The sequence below is a fragment of the Nocardioides pocheonensis genome (assembly GCF_003725535.1).
Lineage (GTDB): Bacteria > Actinomycetota > Actinomycetes > Propionibacteriales > Nocardioidaceae > Marmoricola > Marmoricola pocheonensis.
This window is the reverse complement of the sequence record NZ_RJSF01000038.1, coordinates 447-25,451: the sequence shown is the minus strand read 5'-3', so window position 1 is coordinate 25,451 and position 25,005 is coordinate 447. Positions and strand designations below refer to the sequence as shown.

At 71.7% G+C, this 25,005-nt stretch carries 24 protein-coding genes, 2 tRNA genes and 1 other RNA gene; 11 read left to right on the top strand and 16 right to left on the bottom strand.

Annotated elements, in window-relative coordinates; translation table 11 throughout:
• Positions 1-6 precede the first annotated feature (6 nt).
• A complete protein-coding gene (locus EFL26_RS10315) occupies positions 7-465 on the bottom strand; it encodes a GatB/YqeY domain-containing protein (protein WP_123222817.1) in 459 nt (152 codons plus the stop codon).
• A 105-nt stretch (positions 466-570) separates the two neighbouring features.
• Between EFL26_RS10315 and EFL26_RS10310 the strand changes: the two genes are divergently transcribed.
• Positions 571-1,497 (top strand): metallophosphoesterase, encoded by a 927-nt coding sequence (locus EFL26_RS10310; RefSeq protein ID WP_123222816.1) that lies wholly within the window; start codon positions 571-573, stop codon positions 1,495-1,497.
• Between the two features lie 50 nt (positions 1,498-1,547).
• Positions 1,548-1,621: transfer RNA gene (locus tag EFL26_RS10305), tRNA-Pro, on the top strand.
• Positions 1,622-1,676: 55 nt separating this feature from the next.
• Here the strand turns inward: EFL26_RS10305 and EFL26_RS10300 are convergent.
• Together EFL26_RS10300 and lepB are read right to left on the bottom strand one after the other, a co-directional pair.
• Positions 1,677-1,979 carry a hypothetical protein gene (locus tag EFL26_RS10300; RefSeq protein WP_148046683.1) on the bottom strand — a complete coding sequence of 101 codons (303 nt, stop codon included), beginning with the start codon at positions 1,977-1,979 and terminating at the stop codon, positions 1,677-1,679.
• A gap of 97 nt (positions 1,980-2,076) precedes the next feature.
• On the bottom strand, positions 2,077-2,784 hold the full coding sequence (gene lepB / locus EFL26_RS10295) for a signal peptidase I (protein WP_246000131.1): 708 nt from the start codon (positions 2,782-2,784) through the stop codon (positions 2,077-2,079).
• Between the two features lie 110 nt (positions 2,785-2,894).
• On the opposite strand from lepB, the gene EFL26_RS23875 reads away from it, so the two are divergent.
• Positions 2,895-4,172 carry a hypothetical protein gene (locus EFL26_RS23875; protein WP_148046682.1) on the top strand — a complete coding sequence of 426 codons (1,278 nt, stop codon included), beginning with the start codon at positions 2,895-2,897 and terminating at the stop codon, positions 4,170-4,172.
• 27 nt (positions 4,173-4,199) lie between these two features.
• Here EFL26_RS23875 and EFL26_RS10280 read toward each other — a convergent pair whose 3' ends face one another.
• The 6 genes from EFL26_RS10280 to EFL26_RS10255 all read right to left on the bottom strand — a co-directional run bounded on the left by EFL26_RS10280 (position 4,200) and on the right by EFL26_RS10255 (position 10,408).
• Complete coding sequence (locus tag EFL26_RS10280; RefSeq protein ID WP_123222812.1) at positions 4,200-5,240, bottom strand: aspartate-semialdehyde dehydrogenase; 1,041 nt, start codon at positions 5,238-5,240, stop codon at positions 4,200-4,202.
• A gap of 5 nt (positions 5,241-5,245) precedes the next feature.
• Positions 5,246-6,559, bottom strand: a complete 1,314-nt coding sequence (locus EFL26_RS10275) for an aspartate kinase (protein WP_123222811.1) — start codon at positions 6,557-6,559, stop codon at positions 5,246-5,248.
• A 115-nt stretch (positions 6,560-6,674) separates the two neighbouring features.
• Positions 6,675-7,259 carry a DUF5063 domain-containing protein gene (locus tag EFL26_RS10270; protein ID WP_123222810.1) on the bottom strand — a complete coding sequence of 195 codons (585 nt, stop codon included), beginning with the start codon at positions 7,257-7,259 and terminating at the stop codon, positions 6,675-6,677.
• 33 nt (positions 7,260-7,292) lie between these two features.
• A complete protein-coding gene (recR, locus tag EFL26_RS10265) occupies positions 7,293-7,892 on the bottom strand; it encodes a recombination mediator RecR (protein WP_123222809.1) in 600 nt (199 codons plus the stop codon).
• Positions 7,885-8,268, bottom strand: a complete 384-nt coding sequence (locus EFL26_RS10260; RefSeq protein ID WP_123222808.1) for a YbaB/EbfC family nucleoid-associated protein — start codon at positions 8,266-8,268, stop codon at positions 7,885-7,887. The genes recR and EFL26_RS10260 overlap by 8 nt, the downstream gene beginning before the upstream one ends.
• Before the next feature lie 16 nt (positions 8,269-8,284).
• Complete coding sequence (locus EFL26_RS10255; RefSeq protein ID WP_123222807.1) at positions 8,285-10,408, bottom strand: DNA polymerase III subunit gamma and tau; 2,124 nt, start codon at positions 10,406-10,408, stop codon at positions 8,285-8,287.
• Positions 10,409-10,506: 98 nt separating this feature from the next.
• Between EFL26_RS10255 and EFL26_RS10250 the strand changes: the two genes are divergently transcribed.
• Positions 10,507-12,300, top strand: a complete 1,794-nt coding sequence (locus tag EFL26_RS10250; protein ID WP_148046681.1) for a hypothetical protein — start codon at positions 10,507-10,509, stop codon at positions 12,298-12,300.
• A 26-nt stretch (positions 12,301-12,326) separates the two neighbouring features.
• On the opposite strand, the gene EFL26_RS10245 is transcribed toward EFL26_RS10250, so the two are convergent.
• Together EFL26_RS10245 and ffs are read right to left on the bottom strand one after the other, a co-directional pair.
• Complete coding sequence (locus EFL26_RS10245) at positions 12,327-13,199, bottom strand: glycoside hydrolase family 25 domain-containing protein (protein ID WP_123222805.1); 873 nt, start codon at positions 13,197-13,199, stop codon at positions 12,327-12,329.
• Positions 13,200-13,391: 192 nt separating this feature from the next.
• An RNA gene (gene ffs, locus EFL26_RS10240) (signal recognition particle sRNA small type) lies at positions 13,392-13,483 on the bottom strand.
• Positions 13,484-13,541: 58 nt separating this feature from the next.
• Here ffs and EFL26_RS10235 point away from each other — a divergent pair.
• Positions 13,542-13,629: transfer RNA gene (locus tag EFL26_RS10235), tRNA-Ser, on the top strand.
• Here the strand turns inward: EFL26_RS10235 and EFL26_RS10230 are convergent.
• Entirely contained in the window at positions 13,591-14,457 is an 867-nt protein-coding gene (locus tag EFL26_RS10230; protein WP_123222804.1) for an alpha/beta fold hydrolase, read from the bottom strand. The genes EFL26_RS10235 and EFL26_RS10230 overlap by 39 nt on opposite strands.
• 75 nt (positions 14,458-14,532) lie before the next feature.
• Positions 14,533-14,709, bottom strand: a complete 177-nt coding sequence (locus EFL26_RS24195; protein ID WP_183408136.1) for a hypothetical protein — start codon at positions 14,707-14,709, stop codon at positions 14,533-14,535.
• 103 nt (positions 14,710-14,812) lie between these two features.
• Between EFL26_RS24195 and EFL26_RS10225 the strand changes: the two genes are divergently transcribed.
• Complete coding sequence (locus EFL26_RS10225; protein WP_123222803.1) at positions 14,813-15,736, top strand: LysR family transcriptional regulator; 924 nt, start codon at positions 14,813-14,815, stop codon at positions 15,734-15,736.
• A gap of 20 nt (positions 15,737-15,756) precedes the next feature.
• Here the strand turns inward: EFL26_RS10225 and EFL26_RS10220 are convergent, their stop codons facing one another.
• Positions 15,757-16,053, bottom strand: coding sequence for a hypothetical protein (locus tag EFL26_RS10220; protein ID WP_123222802.1), 297 nt, complete (start codon positions 16,051-16,053; stop codon positions 15,757-15,759).
• Positions 16,054-16,271: 218 nt separating this feature from the next.
• Here EFL26_RS10220 and EFL26_RS24900 point away from each other — a divergent pair, with 218 nt between their 5' ends.
• A complete protein-coding gene (locus tag EFL26_RS24900) occupies positions 16,272-16,400 on the top strand; it encodes a hypothetical protein (RefSeq protein ID WP_281273719.1) in 129 nt (42 codons plus the stop codon).
• Between the two features lie 95 nt (positions 16,401-16,495).
• On the opposite strand, the gene EFL26_RS10215 is transcribed toward EFL26_RS24900, so the two are convergent.
• Positions 16,496-18,064 carry a helicase HerA-like domain-containing protein gene (locus EFL26_RS10215; RefSeq protein WP_123222801.1) on the bottom strand — a complete coding sequence of 523 codons (1,569 nt, stop codon included), beginning with the start codon at positions 18,062-18,064 and terminating at the stop codon, positions 16,496-16,498.
• A 60-nt stretch (positions 18,065-18,124) separates the two neighbouring features.
• On the opposite strand from EFL26_RS10215, the gene EFL26_RS10210 reads away from it, so the two are divergent.
• The gene (locus EFL26_RS10210; protein WP_123222800.1) at positions 18,125-18,421 is read left to right on the top strand and encodes a type II toxin-antitoxin system VapB family antitoxin; all 297 of its coding nucleotides are present in this window, start codon (positions 18,125-18,127) and stop codon (positions 18,419-18,421) included.
• Positions 18,418-18,933: a LytR C-terminal domain-containing protein gene (locus EFL26_RS10205; protein WP_123222799.1), complete on the top strand. Its 516-nt coding sequence runs from the start codon at positions 18,418-18,420 to the stop codon at positions 18,931-18,933. The genes EFL26_RS10210 and EFL26_RS10205 overlap by 4 nt, the downstream gene beginning before the upstream one ends.
• A gap of 6 nt (positions 18,934-18,939) precedes the next feature.
• Here the strand turns inward: EFL26_RS10205 and EFL26_RS10200 are convergent, their stop codons facing one another.
• Positions 18,940-20,448 carry a potassium/proton antiporter gene (locus EFL26_RS10200; protein ID WP_123222798.1) on the bottom strand — a complete coding sequence of 503 codons (1,509 nt, stop codon included), beginning with the start codon at positions 20,446-20,448 and terminating at the stop codon, positions 18,940-18,942.
• A gap of 129 nt (positions 20,449-20,577) precedes the next feature.
• On the opposite strand from EFL26_RS10200, the gene EFL26_RS10195 reads away from it, so the two are divergent.
• Together EFL26_RS10195 and EFL26_RS10190 are read left to right on the top strand one after the other, a co-directional pair.
• Entirely contained in the window at positions 20,578-22,044 is a 1,467-nt protein-coding gene (locus EFL26_RS10195) for an FAD-binding protein (protein ID WP_123222797.1), read from the top strand.
• 202 nt (positions 22,045-22,246) lie between these two features.
• Positions 22,247-25,005 (top strand): S8 family serine peptidase (locus tag EFL26_RS10190; RefSeq protein ID WP_183408135.1); only part of this gene is annotated, 2,759 nt, incomplete at its 3' end.

The window sequence follows — 25,005 nt, the reverse complement described above, 5'->3', positions numbered from 1 at the left end:
TCGGCCTCAGCCGAGCTGGCGACGGACCTCCGCGGCCACGGCACCGCCGTCCGCGCGCCCCTTCACCTTCGGCTGCAGCACGCCCATGACCTTGCCCATCGCCCGCATGCCCTCGTCGCGCGCGCCCGTCGACTCGATCGCCTCCGTCACCAGCGCGGCGATCTCGTCGTCACCGAGCTGCTCGGGCAGGTAGTCGGCGAGCACCTCGAACTCGGCCCGCTCCTTCGCCGCCTGCTCGGTGCGGCCGGCGTCGTCGAAGGCCTCGGCGGCCTCGCGGCGCTTCTTGCCCTCGCTGGTGAGGACGCCGAGGACGTCCTCGTCGGTCAGCTCGCGGGCCTGCTTGCCGGCGACCTCGGCGTTGGTGATCGCGGTGAGCACCATCCGCAGGGTCGAGGACCGGACCTCGTCGCGCGCCTTGATCGCGGTGGTCAGATCGGCACGCAGACGGTCCTTCAGGTCACCCACGTGCGTCCTCGCTCCGCTGCGGGCGCACGCGGGGCCCGATGTGCGCTGTGCCGATGATTCGCTCGCTGCGCTCGCTCATGTGGCCCATTGTGGCAGCCTTGTCGCGTGGCCCCTTCCCCCCTCGTTCGCGTGCTCGGCGCCGGCGTCCTGGCCGGTCTGGCGGGCGTCGGGTACGCCGCCGGCGTCGAGGTCCGCGCCTTCACCCTGCGTCGCGTCGAGGTGCCCGTGCTGCCGCCCGGCAGCCGACCGCTGCGGGTGCTCCACCTCAGCGACCTGCACCTGACCCCGCGGCAGGCGCACAAGCTCGCCTGGCTGGACTCCCTGTCGCGCCTCGAGCCCGACCTGGTCGTGAACACCGGCGACAACATCGCCCACCCCGACAGCATCGAGCCCCTGCTCGCCGCGCTCGGCCGGCTGCGCGACGTGCCCGGCGTGTTCGTGTTCGGGTCCAACGACTACTTCGCCCCGACGCTGCGCAACCCGGTGCGCTACCTGCTGCCGGACGACGGGAAGCGCAACGTGCACAGCCCCCAGCTTCCCTGGAAGGACCTGCGCGCCGGGTTCGTCGAGTCGGGGTGGCTCGACCTGAGCAACACCACCGACCGGCTCACGGTCGGTGGCGTCGACCTCGCCTTCACCGGTGTCGACGACCCCCACCTCGAGTACGACGACCTCGCCGCCGTCGCGGGTCCTGCTCCCCAGGACGCCGACCTGCGCGTCGGGGTGACCCACGCGCCGTACCTGCGGGTGCTCGACCAGTTCGCCCGCGACGGCCACGAGCTCGTGTTCGCCGGCCACACCCACGGCGGTCAGCTGTGCCTGCCGATCAAGGGTGCGCTGGTCACGAACTGCGACCTCGACACCGCCCGCGCGAAGGGCCTGCACCGCCACCCGGCATCGTCCAAGCCCGGCGACCCGGGCTCGTCGTGGCTGCACGTCTCGGCCGGTGCGGGGACCTCGCCGTACGCGCCGGTGCGGTTCTGCTGCCGGCCCGAGGCGACCCTCCTGACCCTCGTCCCGCGGACGCCCTGAGCCGATTTCATCCGGCCCGAACCCACCCGCTAGACTCGCGCAGGTTGCATCGGGCTGTGGCGCAGTTTGGTAGCGCGCTTCGTTCGGGACGAAGAGGCCGCAGGTTCAAATCCTGTCAGCCCGACTCGAGATGCTGCAGGTCAGAGGCCCTCTCCGGCGACGGAGGGGGCCTCTGCCGTTCAGCTCCCGATCCACCAGCGGCTGTGATGGGCGACCCCGAAACCGAGTCCGACTGCGAGCACGAGCAAGGCAACCGAGATCGGCCACACTCCATCGACCGCAGCGAGGATGCTGGCCGCAATGCACACGACGACCCAGAACCACATGAATGCCTTCAGGAACCTCGCGACAGGAGCGATGTTGCGATCGAATTGCGCACGCTCCTCCGGATTCATCCGTGCGAGCTTCCTGCGGTTGAAGACCGTGACAACGACGAACCCGGCAACCATGACCACCAGGACGATGACTCGATCTGCTGTCATCACTTGCCCCCTCCGGCGCCCGAGCACGCACGCGCGGCGCTCGTCGCGACGGTAGCGCGCTTCGTTCGGGACGAGGAGGCCGCAGGTTCGAAGCCTGTCAGCCCGACGCCGGGATTCTCGCGAAGGTCGCCGGGGTGCGCGCCCACCGCGCGCGCTTGACCGGCCAGATCAGGGCCCAGACCTTGCCGACCACGAGATCGTCGGCGACGAAGCCGCCGCCGGGCTCGCGGAGGTGGAAGCGCGAGTCCGCGGAGTCGCCGCGGTTGTCGCCCATCACCCAGAGGTGCCCCGCGGGCACGTGCACGTCGAAGCGCTGGTCGGAGGGCACCGTGCCGTTCGGCAGGTACGACGTCTCGTCGAGCGCCTTGCCGTTCACCGTGACCCGACCCTGGGCGTCGCAGCACTTCACCCGGTCGCCGCCGATCCCGATCACCCGCTTCACCAGGTGTCCACCGGAGGGGTAGAGGCCGACCGCCTCGAGGGCCTTGGTGACCGGGTTGCTCGCCGTACGGGACTCCTCCGCGGGAAGCCACCCGCCCGGGTCCTTGAAGACCACGATGTCGCCCCGGCGTGGCCCCTTGCTGCCCCAGTAGGAGACCTTCTGCACCAGGATCCGGTCGTTCTTGACGAACATCGGCTCCATCGACGGCGACGGGATGTAGAACGCCTGGACGAAGAAGTACTTGATGCCGATCGCGAGCACGAGCGCGATCGCGAGGAGGAGCAGGCTCTCCTGCCAGACCGGCAGGGATCTGTGTGCCGCCTTGTCGGAGGTGGAACCGCTCGCCCGAGAACCATCAGTCACGCGCGGAGCCTACCGACGAGCTCGAGCAGCAGCCCGCGTCCGGATCCTCGGCGAGCCGCCCCACGACCGGATGCCCGCCCGGTCGGGCCGCTAGTGGCAGAATCCGCGACATGCCCACTGACCCGGACGCACCCGGCAACGAGCCGAACCTCGAGCTGCCCAGCTTCGGGTTCGGGCGCAAGAAGAAGCGCGGCAAGAAGTCCTCGGACGCTTCCGGCGACGTGACCGCCGAGGCCGACGCGGCCGCCGCGGGCCCGGCCGAGGAGCCCCCGTCAGCCACCCCTCCCGCCACCCCTCCTGCCCCCGCACCCCCGCGCCCGGCCGCAGCACCGCCGGCCGCAGCGCGCGCCGCCGGAGCCGGTACGCCGCTCGAGGCCACGCCTGCTGCGACCCCGGCACGCCCGCCCGCCCGGCCGCCGGCGCGACCCGCTGCCCGGCCCCCGTCCCGCCCGCCCACGCCACCAGCGGCGGCGGTCCCACCGACGCCCGCGGCGGCGCAGCCCGCACCGGCCCGGCCTCCGGCCGCAAAGCCGCCCACCCGGCCCGCGACTCCCCCCGCCTCCGACACCGACCTGCCGGCGGCATCCGTCGCGCCGTCGCCCGTCGTGCAGCCGTCCGAGCCGTCGCCCACCGAGCCGAGTCCGATCGCCTGGACCGACCCGCAGGCGGACACCGAGCCGACCACGATCGACCCGCTCGACCAGGCGGCCGCCGCGCTCGACGCCCCGAGCCGCCGGGAGCGCCGCCGGGCGTCCCGCGGGGACAAGGCCCGGCGGAAGGCGGAGAAGCGCGAGGCCAGGCGCGCCGCGAACCAGGAGCGGAGCACGGCCTACACGGAGTCGAGAGCGGACGAGACCGAGCCGCTCGCTGCCGCGCCTGCCGAGGCGCTGGTCGCCCGCCTGCCCGCGATCAAGCCGCTCTACGCGGCGATCCTCAGCGGCCTGCTCGCCGGTCTCGCGACCGTGCTGCTGGCCTTCGGGGCCTCCCGAGGTTGCGAGTCGGTGCGGGGCACCGACAGCTGCGGTGGCGGGGCAGGCCTGGTCGCCCTGGTCGCGATCCTCGCGCTCGAGGTGCTCATCGGCGCCAACCTGCTCAAGGCCTGGCAGATCTCCGACCCGTACAGCACCAGCTTCCTCGGGGTCGGCCTGGTCACGACGATCGCGATGATCGGCTTCCTCGACAACATCGACTCACCGTCGATGCTCTACGTCATCCCGCTGATGACCGCGGCCGGGTTCGCGCTCTCCTGGTGGGTCACGGTGCGCTTCATCGACGAGAACCCGATGCCCAGCGAGGTCGACGCCGAGCGCGGCGAGCAGGAGTCCACAGGGGAAGCGGACACCACGCAGGAGAGCCCGACCGACCGCGACGAGGACGCCCGGGCCTGAGCCCCGGCGTGCCGACGACCGGCGCCGTCAGAGGCGCGCGGCGACCAGCTCGGCGATCTGGATGGTGTTCAGCGCCGCGCCCTTGCGCAGGTTGTCGTTGCTGATGAACAGCGCCAGCCCGCGGTGGTCCGGGACACCGGGGTCGTGCCGGATCCGGCCGACGTACGACGGGTCCTGACCGGCCGCCTGGAGCGGGTTCGGCACGTCGGTGAGCTCGACACCGGGCGCGCCGGCCAGCAGCTCGCGGGCCCGCTCGGGCGTCATGGTGCGCGCGAACTCGGCGTTGATCGCCAGCGAGTGGCCCGTGAAGACCGGCACCCGCACGCAGATGCCCGACACGGCGAGGTCGGGGATGTCGAGGATCTTGCGCGACTCGTGGCGCAGCTTCTGCTCCTCGTCGGTCTCCTCCAGGCCGTCGTCGACGATCGAGCCGGCCAGCGGCACGACGTTGTAGGCGATCGTGCGCGCGTACTTCACCGGAGCCGGGAAGGCGACCGCACTGCCGTCGTACGCGAGCTCGCGGGCCTTGTCGCCTGCGGCCTCGACCTGGCTGGCCAGCTCCTCGACGCCGGCGACGCCGGAACCGGAGACGGCCTGGTAGGTCGACGCGATCAGCCGGACCAGCCCGGCCTCGTCGTGCAGCGGCTTGAGCACCGGCATCGCGGCCATGGTGGTGCAGTTCGGGTTGGCGATGATGCCGCGCCGTGCGGCGATCACCGGCTCGAGGGCGCCCGGGTTGACCTCGGCGACGACGAGCGGGATCTCCGGGTCCTTGCGGAAGGCCGAGGAGTTGTCGACCACGATCACGCCGGCGTCCACGAACTTCTGGGCGACTGCGCGCGACGTGGTCGCGCCGGCGCTGAACAGTGCGATGTCGAGACCGGTGGGATCAGCGGTCGTCGCGTCCTCGACCACCACCTCGCGGTCGCCGAAGGGAAGCACCTTGCCCGCCGAGCGGGCCGAGGCGAAGAAGCGCACCTGGTCGGCCGGGAACGCCCGCTCCAGCAGGATCTGCCGCATCGCGACACCGACCTGCCCGGTGGCACCGACGACACCGATGTTCACCATGACCTCTACCTCCCGGTCCCGCCGTAGACCACGGCCTCGACCTCGTCGGAGCCGAGGTCGAACGCCTCGTGCGCCGCGCGTACGGCGTCCTGCACCTGCGTCTCCGCGACCACGACCGACACCCGGATCTCCGAGGTGGAGATCATCTCGATGTTCACGCCGGCGTCGGAGAGCGCCTCGAAGAACCGGGCCGAGATGCCCGGCGACGTGCTCATGCCGGCACCCACGATGGACACCTTGCCGACGCTGTCGTCGTACTGCAGGCTCTCGAACCCGATGGAGTCCTGGAGCCGGGAGAGCGCGGTCATCGCGGTCTGGCCCTCGCCCCGCGGGAGCGTGAAGGACACGTCGGTGAGGCTCGTCGCCGCGGCGGAGACGTTCTGCACGATCATGTCGATGTTGATCTGCGCCTCGGCGATCGCGCGGAAGATGGCCGCCGCCTCGCCGGGCTTGTCCGGCACGCCGACGACGGTGATCTTCGCCTGGCTGCGGTCGTGCGCGACGCCGGTGATGATGGCTGCTTCCATGGTCTGCCCTTCGGTGGTGGAGCCTCCGGTCTCGTCGGACGCGTCCGGGACGACGTCCGAGGCCTTGACCACCCAGGTGCCCTCCTTCTCGGAGAAGGAGGAGCGCACGTGGATGGCCATGCCGTAGCGGCGGGCGTACTCGACGCACCGCAGGTGCAGGATCTTCGCGCCCTGGGCCGCCATCTCCAGCGTCTCCTCGTAGGAGATGCGCGGGATCTTGCGGGCGCGGGGCTCGATCCTGGGGTCGGCGGTGAAGATCCCGTCGACGTCGGAGTAGATCTCGCAGACGTCGGCCTCCAGCGCGACGGCGAGCGCGACGGCCGTGGTGTCCGAGCCCCCGCGGCCGAGCGTGGTGATGTCCTTGGTGGTCTGCGAGACGCCCTGGAACCCGGCCACGATCGCGATCGCGCCCTGGTCGATGGCCGCCTGGATCCGGCCCGGGGTCACGTCGATGATCTTGGCCCGGCCGTGCTCGGCGTCGGTGATCACGCCGGCCTGCGAGCCGGTGAACGAGCGGGCCTCGTGGCCGAGGTTCTGGATCGCCATCGCCAGCACCGCCATCGAGATCCGCTCGCCGGCGGTGAGCAGCATGTCGAGCTCACGGGCGGGCGGCAGCGGCGAGACCTCGTTGGCGAGGTCGATCAGCTCGTCGGTGGTGTCGCCCATCGCGGAGACCACGACGACGACGTTGTTGCCGGCCTTCTTGGTCTCGACGATGCGCCGGGCGACGCGCTTGATGCTGTCGGCGTCTGCAACGGAGGAGCCGCCGTACTTCTGCACGACAATGCCCACGGCCGTTCTCCTCGTCGCTTCTTGGGCTGGTTCAAGGGTTGTGCGTCGGCCCGAGGATGCGGGCCACGCGCGAATCGTCCCGTGGTCGGGGACGCTCGCGCCAACGAGATTCTACCTATGGGGCGAGGGGGTCCCCGGCGACGTCCAAGACCGCCACGGCCGCCTCGATCTGCTCCTCCTCGCCCTCGACGTCACGGTCGAGGCGTGAGTGGGCGACGATCGAGTGCAGCGCACTGAGCACGCCGATCGCGTTGTTGCCCCACGAGGCGAGATAGGAGAACTGCCACCACCACAGCGCCTCCTCGACGTTGCCGGCGCGGAAGTGCCGCAGGCCGTTGGCGACATCGGTGGCGACGAGGGTCAGGTCGTCGGAGATGAGCGACGGGACCGTGTCGGGGTCGTAGGGCTCGATGTTGTGCGCGTAGGTGTCCAGGTCGCCGAGCTTGTCCGCCAGCCGCATCCGCATGCGGTCCAGGTCGGGGTCGGGTCCCACGTCGGGCTGGTACTGGGTCTCGGGCTCGAAGTCCTGCTGCGCCCCGAGCCGGGCTCCGGCCAGCAGCAGCTGGCTCACCTCGAGCAGCAGCAGCGGCACGGCCGCGCCGCCGTCGTCCTCGCTGGCGATGGCCTGCAGCCCGAGCAGGAACGCCTCGCAGGCGTCGGCGATCTGCTGCCCGAAGTCCTCGAACTCGCTGTCACTCATCTCGCCACTCCCCGCTCGGTCGACACTCGGGCGTCATTCTCCCGCACTCCGCCGTCCGGCGAAGGCCCGGCCCAGGGTCACCTCGTCGGCGTACTCGAGGTCACCACCGACGGGGAGGCCACTGGCCAATCGTGTCACCTGCAGGCCCATCGGCCGCAGCATCCGGGTGAGGTACGCCGCGGTGGCGTCGCCCTCGATGTTCGGGTCGGTGGCCAGGATGATCTCGGTGACGCTGCCGTCCTCGAGCCGGGCGAGCAGCTCGCGGATCCTCAGCTGCTCGGGGCCGATGCCCTCGAGCGGCGAGATCGCGCCGCCGAGCACGTGGTAGCGCCCGCGGAACTCCCGGGTGCGCTCGATCGCCACGACGTCCTTGGACTCCTCGACCACGCAGATCAGCGCGGGGTCACGACGCGGATCGCGGCAGATCCGGCACATCTCCTCCTCGGCGACGTTGCCGCACACCGAGCAGAACCGCGCCTTGGCCTTCACCTCCAGCAGCACCTCGGCGAGCCGGCGTACGTCGGCCGGGTCGGCGGCGAGCAGGTGGAAGGCGATCCGCTGGGCGCCCTTCGGACCGACACCGGGCAGCCGCCCGAGCTCGTCGATGAGGTCCTGGACGACGCCCTCATACACCGGGAGAGCCGCCCATCAATCCTCCGAGACCACCGTCGCCGCCCAGTCCGCCGCCCAGTCCGCCGGCCAGCGGCCCGAGCGCGTCGCTGGCCAGCGCGTCGGCCTTGGCCTTCGCGTCGCGGAACGCGGCGACCACCAGGTCACCGAGGTCGGCGAGGGACTCCTCGTCGTCGGCGTCGAAGCTGCCGGTCGGGAAGCGGACGCCGACCAGCTCACCGGTGCCGGACAGGGTCACCTGCACGCCGCCGGAGCTGCCGTCGACGGTGCGCGAGGCCAGCTCGGCCTGCGCGCTCATGAGCTGGGCCTGCATCTGCTGGGCCTGCTCGAGCATCGCGCCGAGGTCGAAGCCGCCGAGGGAGTTCGGGTCGTGGGTCATGGTCGCTCTCCTGGGTCTAGTCGTGGGGGATCTCGTCGATCACGGTGGCGCCGAGCTCGCGCTGGAGCAGCTCGGCGCCGTCGAGCCCGCTGTCGTCGGCATCCGGGTCGTCGGGATCGGCGTCGGCGTCGCGCTCGTCCGTGCGGGCCACCGGCGGGCCACCGGCCCGGGTCGGCTCGATCCGGCCGCGCGCCGTCGCGATCGACTCGGGCTGCGCTGCCGGGCGCTCCGGTGCGAACGACGGCTCGGGCACCGCCTCGGTGGCGGGCCTGGTCACCCGCGGCGCCGTGCCCGCACCGGGGTCGGCCGAGGGATCGACGATCGCCTCGACCCTCCAGTCGGCGCCGATCACGTCGATCGCCGCCTGGCGCAGGATCTCTTCGCTCCCCCCGCCGATGAAGGAGTCGCGAGCACCGGCGTTCTTGAACCCGACGGTCAGCACGTTGCTGTCGAGCCCGATCACCTGGGCGTTCTGGCTCAGCAGGATCCAGGTGTAGCGCCGCATCTCGCGCACCCGCTCCAGCAGGTCGGGCCAGATCCGCCGCACGTCGACCAGACCGAACCCCCCGGCTGCCGGAGGTGCCGGCGGCGCGGGGGTCTGGGCGGGCTCGACCGCCTGCGGCTGGGGTGTGGTTTCGGCAGGCTCAACCACCGCGGGTTGGGGCGCAGGCGACGACGGCACGTCCGCGCTGGGAGCGGCCGGGACCGCGTCGGTCGGCGTGGTCTGCGGCGCAACGTCGGTCTGCGGCGCGGCAGCACCGGGTGGGCGGGTGGGTGAAGAGCCTGCACCTTCCGACCCGGCCACAGGCTGGGGCTGCGGGGAGTCGCCGGGCGCGCCCCCGTGGGACCGTGGATGGGACTGGCCCCCCTGGAGCGAGGAACGAGCGGAAGGGGCGGTTGGGCCCGCGGGGGCGTGCCCGACGGCTCCCTGGGGCGGGAGCTCCGGCGACACCGACCCCGCCACTCCGACCCGCCGCTCCAGGCGGTCCATCCGCGCCGCCAGCCCGTCGGTCGCGTGGTCGGCCGCGGGCAGCAGCACCCGCGCGCAGATCAGCTCGAGCAGCAGCCGCGGCGTGGTCGCACCGCGCATCTCGGTCAGGCCGGACGCCACGCAGTCCGCGGCCCGGACCAGCTCGGCCTTGCCGAAGCGCGCGGCCTGGGCGACCAACCGCTCGCCCTGGTCCTCCGGCGCGTCGATCAGGCCCGTCGCGGGCGCGTCGGGCACGGCCGCCACGATCACGAGGTCGCGCAGGCGGCGCAACAGGTCCTCGGTGAAGCGACGAGGGTCCTGCCCGGTCTCGATCACCTTGTCGACCACGGAGAACACCGTCGCCCCGTCACCGGCCGCGAACGCGTCGACCACCTCGTCGAGCAGGGTGTCCGGGGTGTAGCCGAGCAGGCCGGCGGCCACGTCGTACGTGACGCCGGTGTCGCCGACGCCGCCGAGCAGCTGGTCGAGCACGGACAGCGAGTCGCGGGCGGACCCCGCGCCGGCGCGTACGACGAGCGGGAGCGCGGCCGGCTCGATCGGCACCCCCTCGGTCTCGCAGATCTGGGCCAGGTAGTCGGAGAGCACTCGCGGCGGGATCAACCGGAACGGGTAGTGGTGCGTGCGCGAGCGGATGGTCGGGATGACCTTCTCCGGCTCGGTCGTGGCGAAGATGAACTTGAGGTGCTCGGGCGGCTCCTCGACCAGCTTGAGCAGGGCGTTGAAGCCCTGCGTGGTGACCATGTGCGCCTCGTCGATGATGTAGATCTTGTAGCGGCTGCTGACCGGCGCGAAGAACGCGCGCTCGCGCAGGTCGCGGGCGTCGTCGACGCCGCCGTGGCTGGCCGCGTCGATCTCGATGACGTCGATCGAGCCCGGGCCGCCGCGGGCGAGGTCGCGACAGGACTGGCACTCCCCGCACGGGTCGGCGATCGGAGCCTTCTCGCAGTTGAGCGCGCGGGCCAGGATGCGGGCACTGGTGGTCTTGCCGCAGCCGCGCGGCCCGGAGAAGAGGTAGGCGTGGTTCACGCGGTTGTTCGCCAGCGCCGCGCGCAGCGGCTCGGTGACGTGGTCCTGCCCGATGACCTCGGCGAACGTCTCCGGGCGGTAGCGGCGGTACAGGGCGAGCCGGAGATCGGAACTGTGCTCCACACGTGAACCCTAGACGGCGCTGGCGACATCCGGGACGGCAGCGGTCACGGGCGCGTGCGCAGGCGGGCCACACCCGTCGGCGCGGTAGCCTCGTGGCGATGGAGCCGCGCCCACGACCGCCCCGCCCCGCGTCCCGCGCCCTCCGCTGGCTCCCCCTCCCGCACCTCGAGAACGACGTCCGGCGGACCCTCTGGACCGCCGTCCTCTGCGTCGTCGCCGCTGCGCTCGTCGCGGCACCGGTGGCCGTCGAGCGCGCCATCGAGGGAGTGCGGTTCCGGGACACGCTGGGCACGTTCCCGGTCGAGGTCGGCCTGTGCCACGACGGTCGGTCCACGCTGGACACCGGGATCCTGGGCAAGGTCTTCTGGGACCAGACCGGGGCGCTCGGGTTCGGGGCCTACGCCCGCGCGACCGGGCCGCCGGAAGCCGGCGGCACCCTGGCGTCGTACGTCGACCCGGCGTTCTTCCAGACCAACGTGGCGTTCCTGCGTCACCCGGACACGGTCGTCGCGGCGTACTCCTCCGAGATCCGCGAGGACCTGTGGACGCGGCTGCTGCGCGAGGAGCTGCTCGCGGCCGCGATCGGCGGGCTCGTGCTGTTCCTCGTGGTGCCGAGGCGACGCCTGGAGGGCGTGCCGCGGGCGCACGCGGTGGTGGCGTCGGTGCTGCTGGTCGACGCGGCCCTCGGGCTGTCGGCGTTCGCCGCGGTGAAGATGTTCGACGCCTGGCCCTGCAGCACCGCACCGACCGACGTGTTCAGCGCTCCGGGCATGCGCAACCCGACCTTCAGCAGCCCGCAGATGAGCGAGATCGTCGGCCAGGTCAAGCCGTTCATCGAGAAGAACACCCTCCGCATCGACGCCGCCGCCGACCAGTACGAGACCGCGGCGAAGACCAGCCTGGCGACGGCCCTCGCCCAGCAGGGGACGGCGCTGGCGCCCCGGCCCGGGGAGAAGATCGTGCTCGCGGAGGCCGACCCGCAGGGCAGCTACGTCGGCGTGCACGTGCGCACTGCGCTCTACGCCGACCTCCAGAACGCGGTCGGCAAGGACGCGATCGCGCTGCGGACGATCGCGGGCGACATCACCTCCAACGGCACCGTGGCGGAGTCGGCGTTCGTGAAGGCCGAGTCGAAGGTCGCGCCGGACGTGCCCGCCGTCGCCATCGCCGGCGACCACGACTCGGAGAAGACCTGGAAGCAGGTCAAGGGATCCGGGTTCCACGACCCCGACCTGACCACGACCGCCGTCGGCGACCTCCACGTCGCCGGCGCGAACGACCGTGAGCACAAGACGCTGTTCGGCGGGAGCATCACGAACCCCAGCGGCGTCAGCGAGGAGCAGCTCGGCCAGCGCCTGCGCGACAAGGTCGGTGACCACTTCGCCGATCAGGGCGGCATCGTCGTCGTCCACCAGCCCAGCGCCCTGGTCGCCTACCTCGGCCTCGACTCGCTGAGCATCCTGCGCGACCATCCCCAGACGGCGGCCCAGCGGACCACGCCGTACGACGACGGCATCGCCGACCTCCCGCCGGGCATCGCGGAGTACGGCCACCTGCACCAGGCCGCGGGGCCGTGGGTGGTCTGGAACACCGACGGCGGCCGGGTGACCTGGACGGTGGTCGACCAGCTCGGCACGGCCGGCGGGGTGGAGAACGCCCCGACGTTCAGCAGGTTCAGCACCCCGTTCTCGGCTCCGTTGAAGCCGCTCATGGTCCGCCTGCAGTACGTCGACGTGAAGTCCGGGCTGCAGACCGGCTACGTCACCGTGCAGTGCGAGCTGGACGCACGGTGCTCGATCTCCGGGCGCGTGGACGTGGGCCTGCCGGGGGGTCAGCCCGGTCAGGCGACCACGAGCCCGACGACCCCGGGCACAGGGACCCCGACTCCCTGACTCCGGGCACGGCCCCGAGCTGTCGCTCAGTACTGGTGGAACCACTGCCGCAGGTCGGGCGCGGCGCCCGGGCAGATCACGTTGCGGTCGCGACCGTCCTCGAGCCACTGCCCGATCACCGCCGCACCACCCTGGAAGGACCAGTCGGCACCGCACCGGTTCAACGCCTCGGCGAGGCCGCGCTCGCCCGCAGGCCGCCACTCCGGAGCCCCGGTACGCATCGTGCCGACCACCCGGGTCCACAGCGAGCCGATGGAGTAGTAGCCGATCCGGAACCCCGCGTCGCGGTACCCGCGCGCCATGCCCTGGACGACCGCGGCGTTCGCCTGCACGTCGGGGCTCCAGTCGAAGCCGGTCACCGGCTCGACGTCGATCCAGATCGCCGGCGTCTGCAGGCCCGCGCGACGCAGGGTGTCCACGTTGTAGAGCGCAGCCTGGTAGCCGACGTTGCGCAGCGCGCCGAGCCGGGTGCCTCCCGGGAACGGGCCCTGCGAGCCCAGCTGGGCCAGCGTGCGGTCGTCGGGGTAGCTGACGACCGAGTACGCCGCGGCGAGCAGGTGGCGCTCCTGCACCCAGCGGACCTGGTCCTCCAGGCAGGGGTTGGCCACGAACGACGGCCCGTTGGTCAGCCCGAGCACCACGAATCTCGCTGCGCCGGTCGGCATCGGTCGACCCTCGGTGCGCTTCTGGGGGATGCCCATGCCCTTCGGGCACTGCGGCCAGCTGACGTCGGCCCCGAAAACGGCCCCGGCAGGGGTCCGCTCGGCCGGTGTTCGCTGGGGGCCGGGCGGGGTCGTGCCGGTCGCCGCCGGCGTCCGGCTGAGGTTCGGCAGCGGCGGCACCAGGGAGCCGTTGCCCTCGCTGGCGGGCGGCCCGGACGCGGGCGCTCGGCTGGTCACCCCGGGACGGTCAGACACCGAGGGAGGCGCCGGGTGCTGTCCCGCGGTCGGCGCGCCGCCGCATCCCGCGGCGACCAGGAGGAGGGCAGTGAGCGTGGGGCCGGCTGCTCCCCACCGCGCTCCCCCTCGGTTCCCCCGCATGCGCCGATCGTAGGTCGGACCGCCGCGCGTAACCCGCAGGCTCCGGGAACGACAAGGCCCCCCGTGCACCCGGAAGAGCCCACCTGCCCTTGCTGCCTTCCGGCCCTGGGGGATTCAGTGAGATACCGCCGCACGGGGGGTTGGCCCGAGTCTACGGATCCCGATTCGCCCGGGCGAATCGGGGCAGGTAACCTTCGCGGCGGAGGATTCGCCTAGTGGCCTATGGCGCTCGCTTGGAAAGCGGGTTGGGTTAACGCCCTCGCGGGTTCGAATCCCGCATCCTCCGCCAGTTGACGTTCCGGGCGAGGAAGGCCCGGAACGGCGTCGCCACCACGTCGGGTTCCTCGGCCACGACCCAGTGGCCGCCGGGCACCTCCGCGACGGTGAGGTCGGCGACGTACGGCACCGGTGCCTGCATGGCGATCTCAGGGCGCACAAAGGGGTCCTCGAGAGGCACGATCACGAGCGTCGGCACGCCGACGCGAGGCGGCCGCGGCCGGCGGAGCGCGCCGAGCACGTTCGCGCGGTACAGGTTGATGCCGTTGACCTTGTCGGCCTCGCTGCGCGGGAAGCGGTCGCCGACGGACCGCTCGATCGGGGCGCGCCGTACGACGGCCTCGGGCAGCCGGGGCACCTGGAAGGCGAGCATGTACGACGACGCGAGCAGCTGGCGCAACGAGGCCGCACGATGCGAGCGCTCGCGCATCCAGACCGCCGCGTGGTCGAAGGAAGGGCCGGAGATCGAGGTGAAGGTCGCCACCCGGGCGGCGATCCGCGGCTCGGACAGGGGACGCCACAGCTGGCAGGAGCCCCAGTCGTGGCCGAGGAGGTGCACCGGTGCGTCCGGGCTGACCGCGTCGATCACGGCGGCGAGGTCGTCGGCCAGGCGCTCGTTCCGGTACGCCGCCCGCGACCGCGGCTTGTCGGAGGCACCGGCGCCGCGGACGTCGTAGGCGACGAAGCGCACCTCCGTCGCGAGCCGCGCGGCCAGGCCGTCCCAGACGGCGTGGTTGTCGGGGTAGCCGTGCACGGCCACGACCGTCGGTCCCTCAGGGTTGCCCGACTCGTGGACCGCCAGGCGGACCCCGTCGGAGGACGTCACGAAGCGCGGGGCCATGCCGACACGCTGGCGAGCGTGCCGGCCGGTGTCAACCGGCCGTGCCGACCTGTCCGGGGACGGGCTGACGGAGGGTCAGGCGGCTACGCTGACGGGGCTCGCGCCCGCGCGCTCGACGTGCCAGACCTGGCTCGCGCCGCAGGTGCACTCGTAGCGCACGTCGAAGCCCGTCGCCGTCTGCCGGAGGTTGCGGATCTGGTCGGAAAAGACCAGCTCCCGCTTGCCGCATGAAGTGCAGACGTTGGCGAACATGTGACCTCCTCAGGTCTTCGATCCATTTCTTCCGATTCCATTCTCGGACGCCGGGACCGATAGGGGTAGCCTTTCTTTCCTAGATGACCTCAAGGAGATCCCTATGGTTTCCCTGCACCAGCTGCGCTGCTTCCTGGCGGTCTACGAGCGCGGGTCGCTGACCGCCGCGGCCGAGCAGCTCGGCTACGCGCAGCCGAGCATCTCCGAGCAGATCCGCACGCTCGAGCGCTCCTTGGGCATCGAGCTGTTCGCCCGCGTCGGCCGCGGCGTCGTGCCCACCGCGGCCGGCGAGTCGCTCCGCCCGCACGCCGAGCGCACGCTGGCGGCGGCCGAGGACGCCCGCCGCGCCGTCCGGAGCGTGACCGCGCTCGAGACCGGCACCGTGCGCTTCGGCATCTTCGGCACCGCTCGCCTGTACGCCGGCGCGGCACTCGTCGCCGACATGCTCAAGGACCACCCGGGCGTGCGGGTCGAGCTGATCGGCCAGAACTCCGCCGACGTGCAGGAGGAGCTGCGGCGCGGCCGCCTCGAGGTGGCGATGATCGCGGTGACCCAGGTCAACACCGAAGGCCTCCAGGTGACCCCCGTGGCTCGCGACGAGCTCGTCTACCTCAGCGCCGACCCGTCACGGCTCCGGAGCCCGGTTACCGCCGAGCGGCTCGCCCGGGCCTCGCTGGTGATGCCCGAGACCACGTGGCGCGCGACCGACTCGACGCGGGTCGTGCTGCGCCGGATGCTCCACGAGACCGGCTACACCCCGACCACGCGGATCGAGGTCGAGGACGTCGAGACCGCGGTCGAGCTGGTCGGCATGGGCCTCGCCGACTCGGTGGTGCACCGCGGCGTCGCGGCGCAGCTGATCCCCCGCCTGGCCCCCGAGGCCGGCTACGTGTCTCTGCGCCCCAAGCAGTTCGACACGCTCGCCATCGTCCATCGCGCCGGCGCGACCCTCTCCCCCGCGGCGCGCCTGATGACCGAGCTGGCGACCCGGAGGATCCAGGCGGTCGCGGAGCCGGTCACCACCTGAGGCGGCCGGCCCCGCCGGGGTCAGCCGACGTTGTCCTCGGTGTCGAGCGGACGCCAGAACTCGATCGTCGGAGGTGTCATCACGCCGGCCGCGTCCATGATCCCCTTGATCTCGGGCGTGGAGTCGAAGAAGGCCTGGAAGGACGCCTCGTCGGGCCACTCGTCGATGACGAGCACCTCGGTGTCGTTGCCGTAGAACCGGTGCCGGATCACGCCGAACTCGCGGCCGCGGTCCGCAACCATCCTCAGCACGTCCTGGTCGGCAGCCTCGACGGCCTTGGGGTCACCCGAGACTCGCAGGGTCATCAGCACGCTCATGGTCTGTCCTCCTCGAGTCCGTGCGGCGTCTCCGCACCGATCCATGCAACGCCCGCCCCCGAGGGTTGGCAACGCTCGGACCGGAGCGGGCTAGACGCCGGAGGTCCTGGGGTGAGAGCGCTTCTTCACCGCTGATTTCGTCGCCCGTAACAGTCCCGACACGTCATCCGGCCAGATTGGAACGTGACAATCCGCCGAATCGACATTGGGGGTCTCCGATGAGCCAGTCCGACTTCGAAGCCCGTCTCCGGCTGGGCCTGAGCGAGGTGCTCAGCGAGCGTCCGGAGCTGCGTCACGTGCTGCCGCTGGCAGCGATGATGGACGACGCCGTCCGCTGGTGCGCCTGACGCGCTGCGCCTGACCTCGGGGCCAGGCGCCGCGTCGTGGGAGCGGGGGTCGACCGGAGAGGGGCGGCCCCCGCTCCGTGCGTCCGCGGGTGAGGTCAGCGCCGGCCGGTCTTGAAGATGCCGCGCACGACCTCGCGGGCCGCGGTGCGCATCACCTGGCGGAAGGCCGTCGAGGTGACCACCTCCTCGACCACCGACTTCTCCTGCTTGCGGCGCGGGGCGGGCGCGCGCGGCGCCGGCGGCTGCTGCGGCGCCGGGGCCTGCTGCTGCTCGGCCTCGGCCTTGGCAGCGCCCTGCTCGAGCCGGGCGGCGAGCTTCTCGCGGGCCGACTCGCGGTCGATCGGCTCGGCGTACCGGGCGTAGAGGGGTGAGGCCTTCACCGCCGCGGTCATCCCCGCTGGGTCGGCGGCCGCCATCAGTGACTGCGGTGCCCGCAGCCGGGTCCAGGCGACGGGGGTCGGTGCGCCCTTCTCGTTCATCACGGTCACGATCGCCTCGCCGATGCCGAGCGAGGTGATCACCTCGGCGAGGTCGGGATAGCCGCTGGTCGGGTAGGTGTCGACGGTCTGCTTCAGCGCCTTGGCGTCGTTCGGCGTGTGCGCCCGCAGCTGGTGCTGGACGCGGGAGCCGAGCTGGCCCAGCACGTCGTCGGGTACGTCGGTCGGCGACTGGGTCACGAAGAACACGCCCACGCCTTTGGACCGGATCAGCCGTACCGTCTGGGCGATCGCGTCGAGGAATGCCGACGAGGCGTCCTTGAAGAGCAGGTGCGCCTCGTCGAAGAAGAACACCAGCTTGGGCTGGTCGACGTCTCCGACCTCGGGCAGGTCGTGGAAGAGGTCGGCGAGCAGCCACATCAGGAAGGTCGAGAACACCGCGGGGCGGTCCTGCAGATCGGGCAGCTCGACGAGCGAGATCAGGCCGTACCCGTCCTTGCCGGTGGTTGAGCCTGCCGAAACCCGCAGGAAGTCGCTGGTCTCGAACTCGGGCTCCCCGAAGAACGCGTCGGCGCCCTGGTCGGAGAACGCGATCAGCTCACGCAGCAGGACGCCTGCGGTCGACGCGGACAGGCCACCGAGGTCCTTGAGGTCGGCCTTGCCCTCGTCGGAGGTGAGCCACTTGATCACCTCGCGGAGATCGGCGAGGTCGAGCAGCGGCAGGCCGGCCTTGTCGGCGTAGTGGAAGACCAGGCCCAGCGAGGACTCCTGGGTGTCGTTCAGGCCGAGCACCTTGCTGAGCAGGGTCGGGCCGAACGCCGACATCGTGACCCGCAGCGGGATGCCGGTGCCCTGGCCGCCGAGGGCGAAGAACTCGACGGGGTAGCCGGTGGCCTTCCAGTCCTGGCCGACCGAGGTCGCCCTCGCCTTGATCTTCTCGTTGTCCTCGCCCGCCACGGAGAGCCCCGAGAGGTCGCCCTTGATGTCGGCGGCGAACACGGGCACCCCCGCGGCGCTCAGCTGCTCGGCCATCAGCTGCAGCGTCTTGGTCTTGCCGGTGCCGGTGGCGCCGGCCACCAGGCCGTGCCGGTTGAGCATGGACAGCGGGATCCTGATCCGGACGTCGGAGAGCTGCGAGGCGTCGAGCATCAGCCCGCCGAGCTCGAGGGCCGGGCCCTCGAAGGCGTAGCCCGCGGCAACCTCGGCCTTGATCGACTCCTCACCCATGTCCGGAGCCTAGAACAGAGCGCCCCCGGGCGGTTGCACTCGTCTTCCTATGATGGCGGGGTGATCTTCAAGCGCGTCGGCCAGGGACGGCCCTACCCGGACCACGGTCTGGGGGCCCGCGACTGGGCCGCGCTCCCACCGCGGCCGGTGCGCCTCGACGAGCTGGTCACGACGAAGGACACGCTCCAGCTCGACCTGCTGCTGGACGAGGACTCGACCTTCTTCGGCGACCTGTTCGCCCACGTGGTGCTGTGGCGCGAGGAGATGTACCTCGAGGACGGCCTGCACCGCGCGCTGCGGGCAGCGCTGCAGCAGCGGCACGTGGTGCACGCACGGGTGCTCGAGGTGGAGGAATGACGCAGCGCAGGCTGACCACCGGCGCCACGCTGCTGGTCCTGCTCGCCGTGCTGGTGGGGATGGCGGTCTGGGGCTACCACGCAGCGACCACGCCGCTCGAGGGGTTGGGCTCGTCCACGTCGACCTCGCCGACCTGCCAGCCGACCGACCAGAAGGTGAGCCGCTTCGTCCGCCGCGCGGACGTCACCGTGAGCGTCTTCAACTCCGGCAAGCTCTCGGGCCGCGCCCAGGCGACCATGGACCTCCTCGAGCGCGCCGGGTTCAAACCCGGGCAGGTCGGCAACGCCCCGGACGGCATCCGGGCCGATCGGGCCGCGGTGTACACCACGAAGTCCGACGACCCGGCCGCCGAGCTGGTCGCCAAGGCACTCGGGAAGGCCACGCAGGTGGTGCACAGCGACCAGGAGATGGGTCCTGGTGTCGACGTCGTGATCGGCGACCGGTTCAAGCGGCTCGACCCGAAGGCGCCGACGAAGATCGAGCTGCCGCAGCCCGAGGCCACCTGCAGCTGACCCCGGTCAGGGCGCCGGCGGGTGCGGGTCGGACCCGAGCCACTGGGCCAGGCGACCGCCGAGGGAGACCGCGCGCAGGCGCTCCTCGGTCTTCTCCCGGATCTTGCGCGGCGTGACCACGAGCAGCTCGTCGCCGTGGCGCAGCACGGTGCGCGGCTGCGGCACGAAGGTGCTCCCGTCGCGCACGACCAGCGAGACCGACGCTCCCTTCGGGAGGCGGAGCTCCCCGACCTCGACGCCGTGCATCAGCGACTTCGGCGAGATCGTCACCATGAGCAGGTCGGCGGCGATCCGCTCCAGCGGCGCCGCCTCGACGTCGAGGTCGCGCGGCTCGCTGCGTCGGGCCACCCGGAGCACCCGCGCCACCGTCGGCAGGGTGGGCGCGGTCAGCACGGTGTAGATCACCACCATCACGAACACGATGTCGAACAGGCGTGTCGCACCGTGGACGCCCTCGGAGAGCGGGATCGTCGCCAGCACGATCGGTACGGCGCCCCGCAGCCCGGCCCAGCTGATGAACGCGAGCTCGGGCCAGGGCAGCGGCTGGACGAGGGCGGACGCGAGGACCGAGAGCGGTCGCGCGACGTAGGTCAGGACGAGGCCCGCCGCCACCGCCACCCCGACGTGCTCGAGCGTGATCCGGCCCGGCGAGACGAGGAGGCCGAGCATCACGAACAGGCCGATCTGCGCCAGCCAGGCCATGCCCTCGGCGAAGGAACGCGTGGCCGCCCGGTGCGGCAGCTCGGAGTTGCCCAGGACCAGCGCGGCGACGTACACGCTCGCGAAGCCGGAGCCGTGCAGCGTCGCGCTCGAGGCGTAGGCGAAGACGCTGAGCGACAGTACGGCGAGCGGGTAGAGCCCGGAGGCCGGGAGAGCCGCGCGGCGCATCAGCCAGGCGCCGGCGTACCCGACCCCGACGCCGACGAGCACGCCGACCGCGAGCTCCCAGACCACCTCGCCGGCGAAGGCGAGCACGCCGTGGTGGCCGCCCGCGCTGACCAGGGTGACCAGCACCACGGTCGGCGCGTCGTTGAGGCCGGACTCCGCCTCGAGGGTGGAGTTGAGGCGCTGGGGCAGAGGCACCCGGCGCAGCACCGAGAACACCGCCGCCGCGTCGGTCGGTGAGGTCACCGCGCCGAGCAGGACCGCGAGCTCCCAGCTCATGCCGAGCAGGAAGTGGGCGGCCAGGGCCATGACGCCCACGCTCACGGCCACGCCGAGCGTGGCCAGCGCGGCACCGAGCCGCATGACCGGCCGCATCTCGTGCCAGTGGGTGGTCAGACCGCCCTCGGCCAGGATCACGACGAGGGCGGCGAAGCCGAGCGCGTTGGCGAGCTTCGCGTCGGAGAACTCGACGCCCAGGCCGGCGTCGCCCAGACCGACGCCGATCAGGAGGTACAGCAGCAGGCTCGGGAGACCGAGGCGCACCGACCCGCGCACGGCCAGGATCGCGACCAGCAGGACGCCACAGCCCGCCAGCAGAGCCTGGTTGAGCGTGTGGACGTCGAGTGTCACAGGGCACCTCGGCGGTCGGCGGTGTGCCCGAGTCTAGTGAAGGCAGGCGACCGGCCCTGCCACCAGATCCGCGCAGAATCGTGGTCGCCGAATGTAGAACTCGTTCTAGTTTGCGCCTACCCTTGGCCCATGACCACCGAGCTCCCCGCGGTCGTCGCGGCCTCCACCCTGCCCGAGGACGTCGAGACCACCGATGTCGTCGTGATCGGCTTCGGCATCGCCGGCGGCTGCGCCGCCCTCGAGGCGGCCCGGGCCGGCGCGCGGGTGGTGCTGCTCGAGCGCGCCGCGACGTACGGCGGCACCAGCGCGATGTCGGGCGGGCACTTCTACCTCGGCGGCGGCACCGCGGTGCAGCAGGCGACCGGCCACGAGGACAGCGCCGAGGAGATGTACCAGTACCTGATGGCGGTCAGCCGCGACCCCGAGCCGGAGAAGATCCGCGCCTTCTGCGAGGACAGCGTGGAGCACTTCGACTGGATCGAGGACCTCGGCTTCGAGTTCGAGCGCTCGTTCTTCCCGGGCAAGGCGGTGATCCAGCCCAACACCGAGGGCCTGATGTACACCGGCAACGAGAAGGTCCACCCCTTCCGCGACCTCGCCAAGCCGGCCCCGCGCGGCCACAAGGTGCCCGTGCCCGGCGACACCGGCGGGACCCAGATGGTGATGGACCTGCTCTCGAAGCGGGTCGAGGAGGCCGGGGTCGAGGTCCGCTACGAGACCGGCGTGACCAACCTCGTGGTTTCGGCAGGCTCAACCACCGAGGAAACCAGGGTCGTCGGCGTCGCGTGGAGGAAGTTCAAGGAGACCGGGTTCCTGCGGGCGAAGGCGGTGATCGTCGCCGCCGGCGGCTTCGTGATGAACCCGGAGATGGTCGCCGAGAACACCCCCGCCCTCGGGTCGAAGCTGTTCGTGCTCGGCAACACCTACGACGACGGGCTCGGCATCCGGCTCGGCGAGTCCGTCGGGGCCGAGCTGAAGTTCATGGACCAGCCGTTCATCACCGCGCCCTTCTACCCGCCGTCGCAGCTGGTCACCGGGATCATCGTGAACAAGTTCGGCGACCGCTTCGTCGCCGAGGACAGCTATCACGCCCGCACGTCGGGCTTCGTGATGGACCAGCCCGACCAGGCGGCGTACCTGATCGTGGACTCGGCGCACATCGAGCACCCCTCGATGCCGCTGTGCCCGTTCATCGACGGGTGGGAGACGGTCGCGGAGATGGAGGAGGCGCTCGGCATCCCGGCCGGCCGGCTCGCCGCGACGCTCGACCGCTACAACGAGCACGCGCGCGCCCAGGAGGACCCCGACTTCCACAAGGCGCCGGAGTGGGTCGAGCCCCAGGACCAGGGCCCGTGGGGCGCCTACGACCTCACCCTCGGCAAGGCGCTGTACGCCGGCTTCACGCTGGGCGGCATGCGCACGAGCGTGGACGGCGAGGCCGAGCGCCCCGACGGATCGGTGATCCCGGGCCTGTACGCCGCCGGCGCCTGCGCCGCGAACATCGCCCAGGACGGCAAGGGCTACTCCTCGGGCACCCAGCTCGCCGAGGGTTCGTACTTCGGGCGCCGTGCGGGGCGGCACGCGGCGCACGCCTGACTAGACCAGCGGCGGCTGAATCGCGAGGTATGTCCGGTTGAGGACGTCGCGCCCTGACTAGGACTCCCTGACCCGTTGGGGCCATTCGGTCGCCCATCCGGGCACTCTCGGCGTGGCACGGTGCGCCGACCTGATGATGAACGTGCAGCACTCGTGGCCGATGGGGTTCGGCCTCCTGCGCCTTCATGGGGGACGGTTTCGCATGTTCGAGAGCAAGAGTTCGGTGCCGCGCATCGTCGCGGCCGCAGCTGCACTGTCCCTGGTCACCGTCGGCATGGCCGTGTCCGCCTCGGCGGCTCCACGCACGGACACCGTCGACCCGACCAGCTCGGAGATCGTGACCTTCGCTGCCACCACGTCCGGCGCCGAGCAGGAAGCATTGCTCTCCGACGTCGCGGCGGTCCAGCTCTCCTCGGTGCCGCAGCTGCACATGTACGCCGTCGACGTGACCGCCGCAGGGGCGGACGCCCTGCGAGCCGACCCCCGCGTCGAGAGTGTGGAAGCCGATCGCGTGCGGGCCGTGGAAGGTACGCCTGACGACCCGGCGTACGGCGACCAGTGGGCTCTGCCGAAGATCGGCTGGGACCAGGCCTTCGGCACGGTGGTCCCGGGCGGCACGGCCACGGTCGCCGTGCTCGACACCGGCGTGGACCCGAGCGACGATCTCACGGGCAAGCTCGTCCCCGGCGCCTCGATGCTGGCGGGCTCCGACACCACCGCCGACCCCAACGGTCACGGCACCGCGATGGCCACGATCGTGGCTGCGAAGACCGACAACGGAGTCGGAACAGCAGGCGTCGCGTACTCGGGCGTCTCGGTCATGCCGGTCAAGGTGCTCGGCGCTGACGGGACCGGCCAGGACTCCGACATCGTGGCGGGGGTCGTCTACGCCGCCGATCACGGTGCGGACGTGATCCTGATGTCGTTCTCCAACCCCGGTCGCAGCGACGCGCTCCAGGCTGCGGTCGACTACGCCTGGTCGAAGGGCGCCGTCCTCGTGGCCGCCACCGGCAACGACGGCAGCTCGACTGCGACGTACCCGGCCGGCGCCGCCAAGGTGGTCGGTGTCTCCGCCACGACCCGCGACGACTCGCTCTGGACGAGCTCCAACTCCGGCGACGACACCTTCCTCGGCGCTCCCGGCGTCGACATCGCCGACGGTTCCGGCTCGGTCACCGGCACGTCGGCCTCGGCCGCGATCGTCGCCGGTGCCGCGGCGCTGGTGAAGGCGAACGACGCGTCGGCCTCCAACGGTGTCGTCGTCGGGCGGCTCGCGCGCACGGCCGACCCCGCGGGTTCCGTCTCAGACACCGGCAACGGCCGGGTCAACCTGGCGCGGGCGCTGGGCGACAGCTCGACGACGGCGGTCGTCCCGCAGGGGGTTGCCGGCAGCGGTGGGCCGTTCGTGGGCCCGTACGTCGTCGCAGCAAGCGCGCTCAAGGGCGCCCTTCAGGGACAGTCCAACCCCGCCTGTGCGTCCCCGGCGCCGTGCCCGTGGCAGAGCACGAGTCTGGACGGTTGGGCCGAGCTGCAAACCATCCCGCTGCGTCTGGCGTTCGACGCCGGACAAGCGAACTCCACACCCAACACCTTCACGATCGAGATCGACCACGCCTCGGGTGCCACCGCCGGCCTCGAGAGCCTGACCGGGTTCACTCCGTCGGCGAACGTCAGCATGGGTGCGGTCACCTTCTCGACGGCCAGCGGTGGCGACATCTGGAAGTACACGTTCACGGCGTCGATCAGCAACGACAGTGCCGGCTCGATCACCTTCAACACCAAGATGCGGGCCGGGGCACACGCTTTCTCCGGCAACTCCCTGCAGATCAAGGGCGCCGGCACGCTCGGCATCTTCAAGCCGGCCGCCGCACCAGGGTCTCCCGATCTCCAGGTCACCAAGACGGGGCCGACCGCCGTGAGCCCCGGGCAGTCGATGACCTACACCGTCAACTACAGGAACCTGGCCTCCGGGAGCGGCACCACCAACCAGGCCACCGGCACGCAGCTGACCGACACCCTGCCGACCGGCGTGACCTACGTGCCCGGCAGCTGCACCGGCGGCTGCGTCTACGACTCGCTGACCAACACGCTGACCTGGAACGTGGGCACGGTGCTCGCGAACTCGGCGCTCGTCAGCAGAACCTTCCAGGTCACCGTCGGAACGGGCGTCAACAACGGCACGACCCTGACGAACACCGCGCAGATCCTGAGCGCGGAGGACGACTCGAACACGGCCAACAACACCGCATCGGCGGCCACGACGGTGTTCGCCGCGCTGATCTCCGGCCAGGTGATCCTGGACGCGAACGGCAACGGTGTCTTCGACTCCGGCGAGCTCGGCCTCGCGGGTGCCACCGTCACCCTCTACAAGGACACGAACAGCAACGGCAGCTTCGACGGAGGGGCGACCGACCTACAGGTCGGTAGCCCTGTGGTCACCCCGGCATCGGGTCAGTGGGCGTTCACGTCCGGGCTCGTGAAGAACACCCGCTACTTCGTCGTCCGGACCAACCCGTCCGGCTACACCTCGACGAACGCGGTCTCCGAGACAGTCGCGGTGGGGACCGACCACTCGACCGCGGTCAAGGACACCAACGACCGGATCAACGTCCTCTTCGACAACGTCGACGCGACGCAGTACAGCTCCGACAACGCCTTCCTCGCGCGGGTCACCCAGCAGAACCAGACCATCGACTTCCCACAGCCGACCTCGCCTGCCGTCTACGGCTCGTCGTTCAACGTCACCCCATCCGCCAGCTCGGGCCTTCCGGTCAGCCTGGTCGCCACCGGCGGCTGCTCGATCACGCCCGCCACACCGGGCTGGACCGTCACCATGACCAGCGGCACGACCAGCTGCGTGCTGACGGCGTCCCAGGCCGGAGACAGCAACTGGAACGCGGCAACAGATGTCGTCCGGACGGTGGCGGCCAGCAAGGCCGTGCTCACCGTGACCGCTGATGC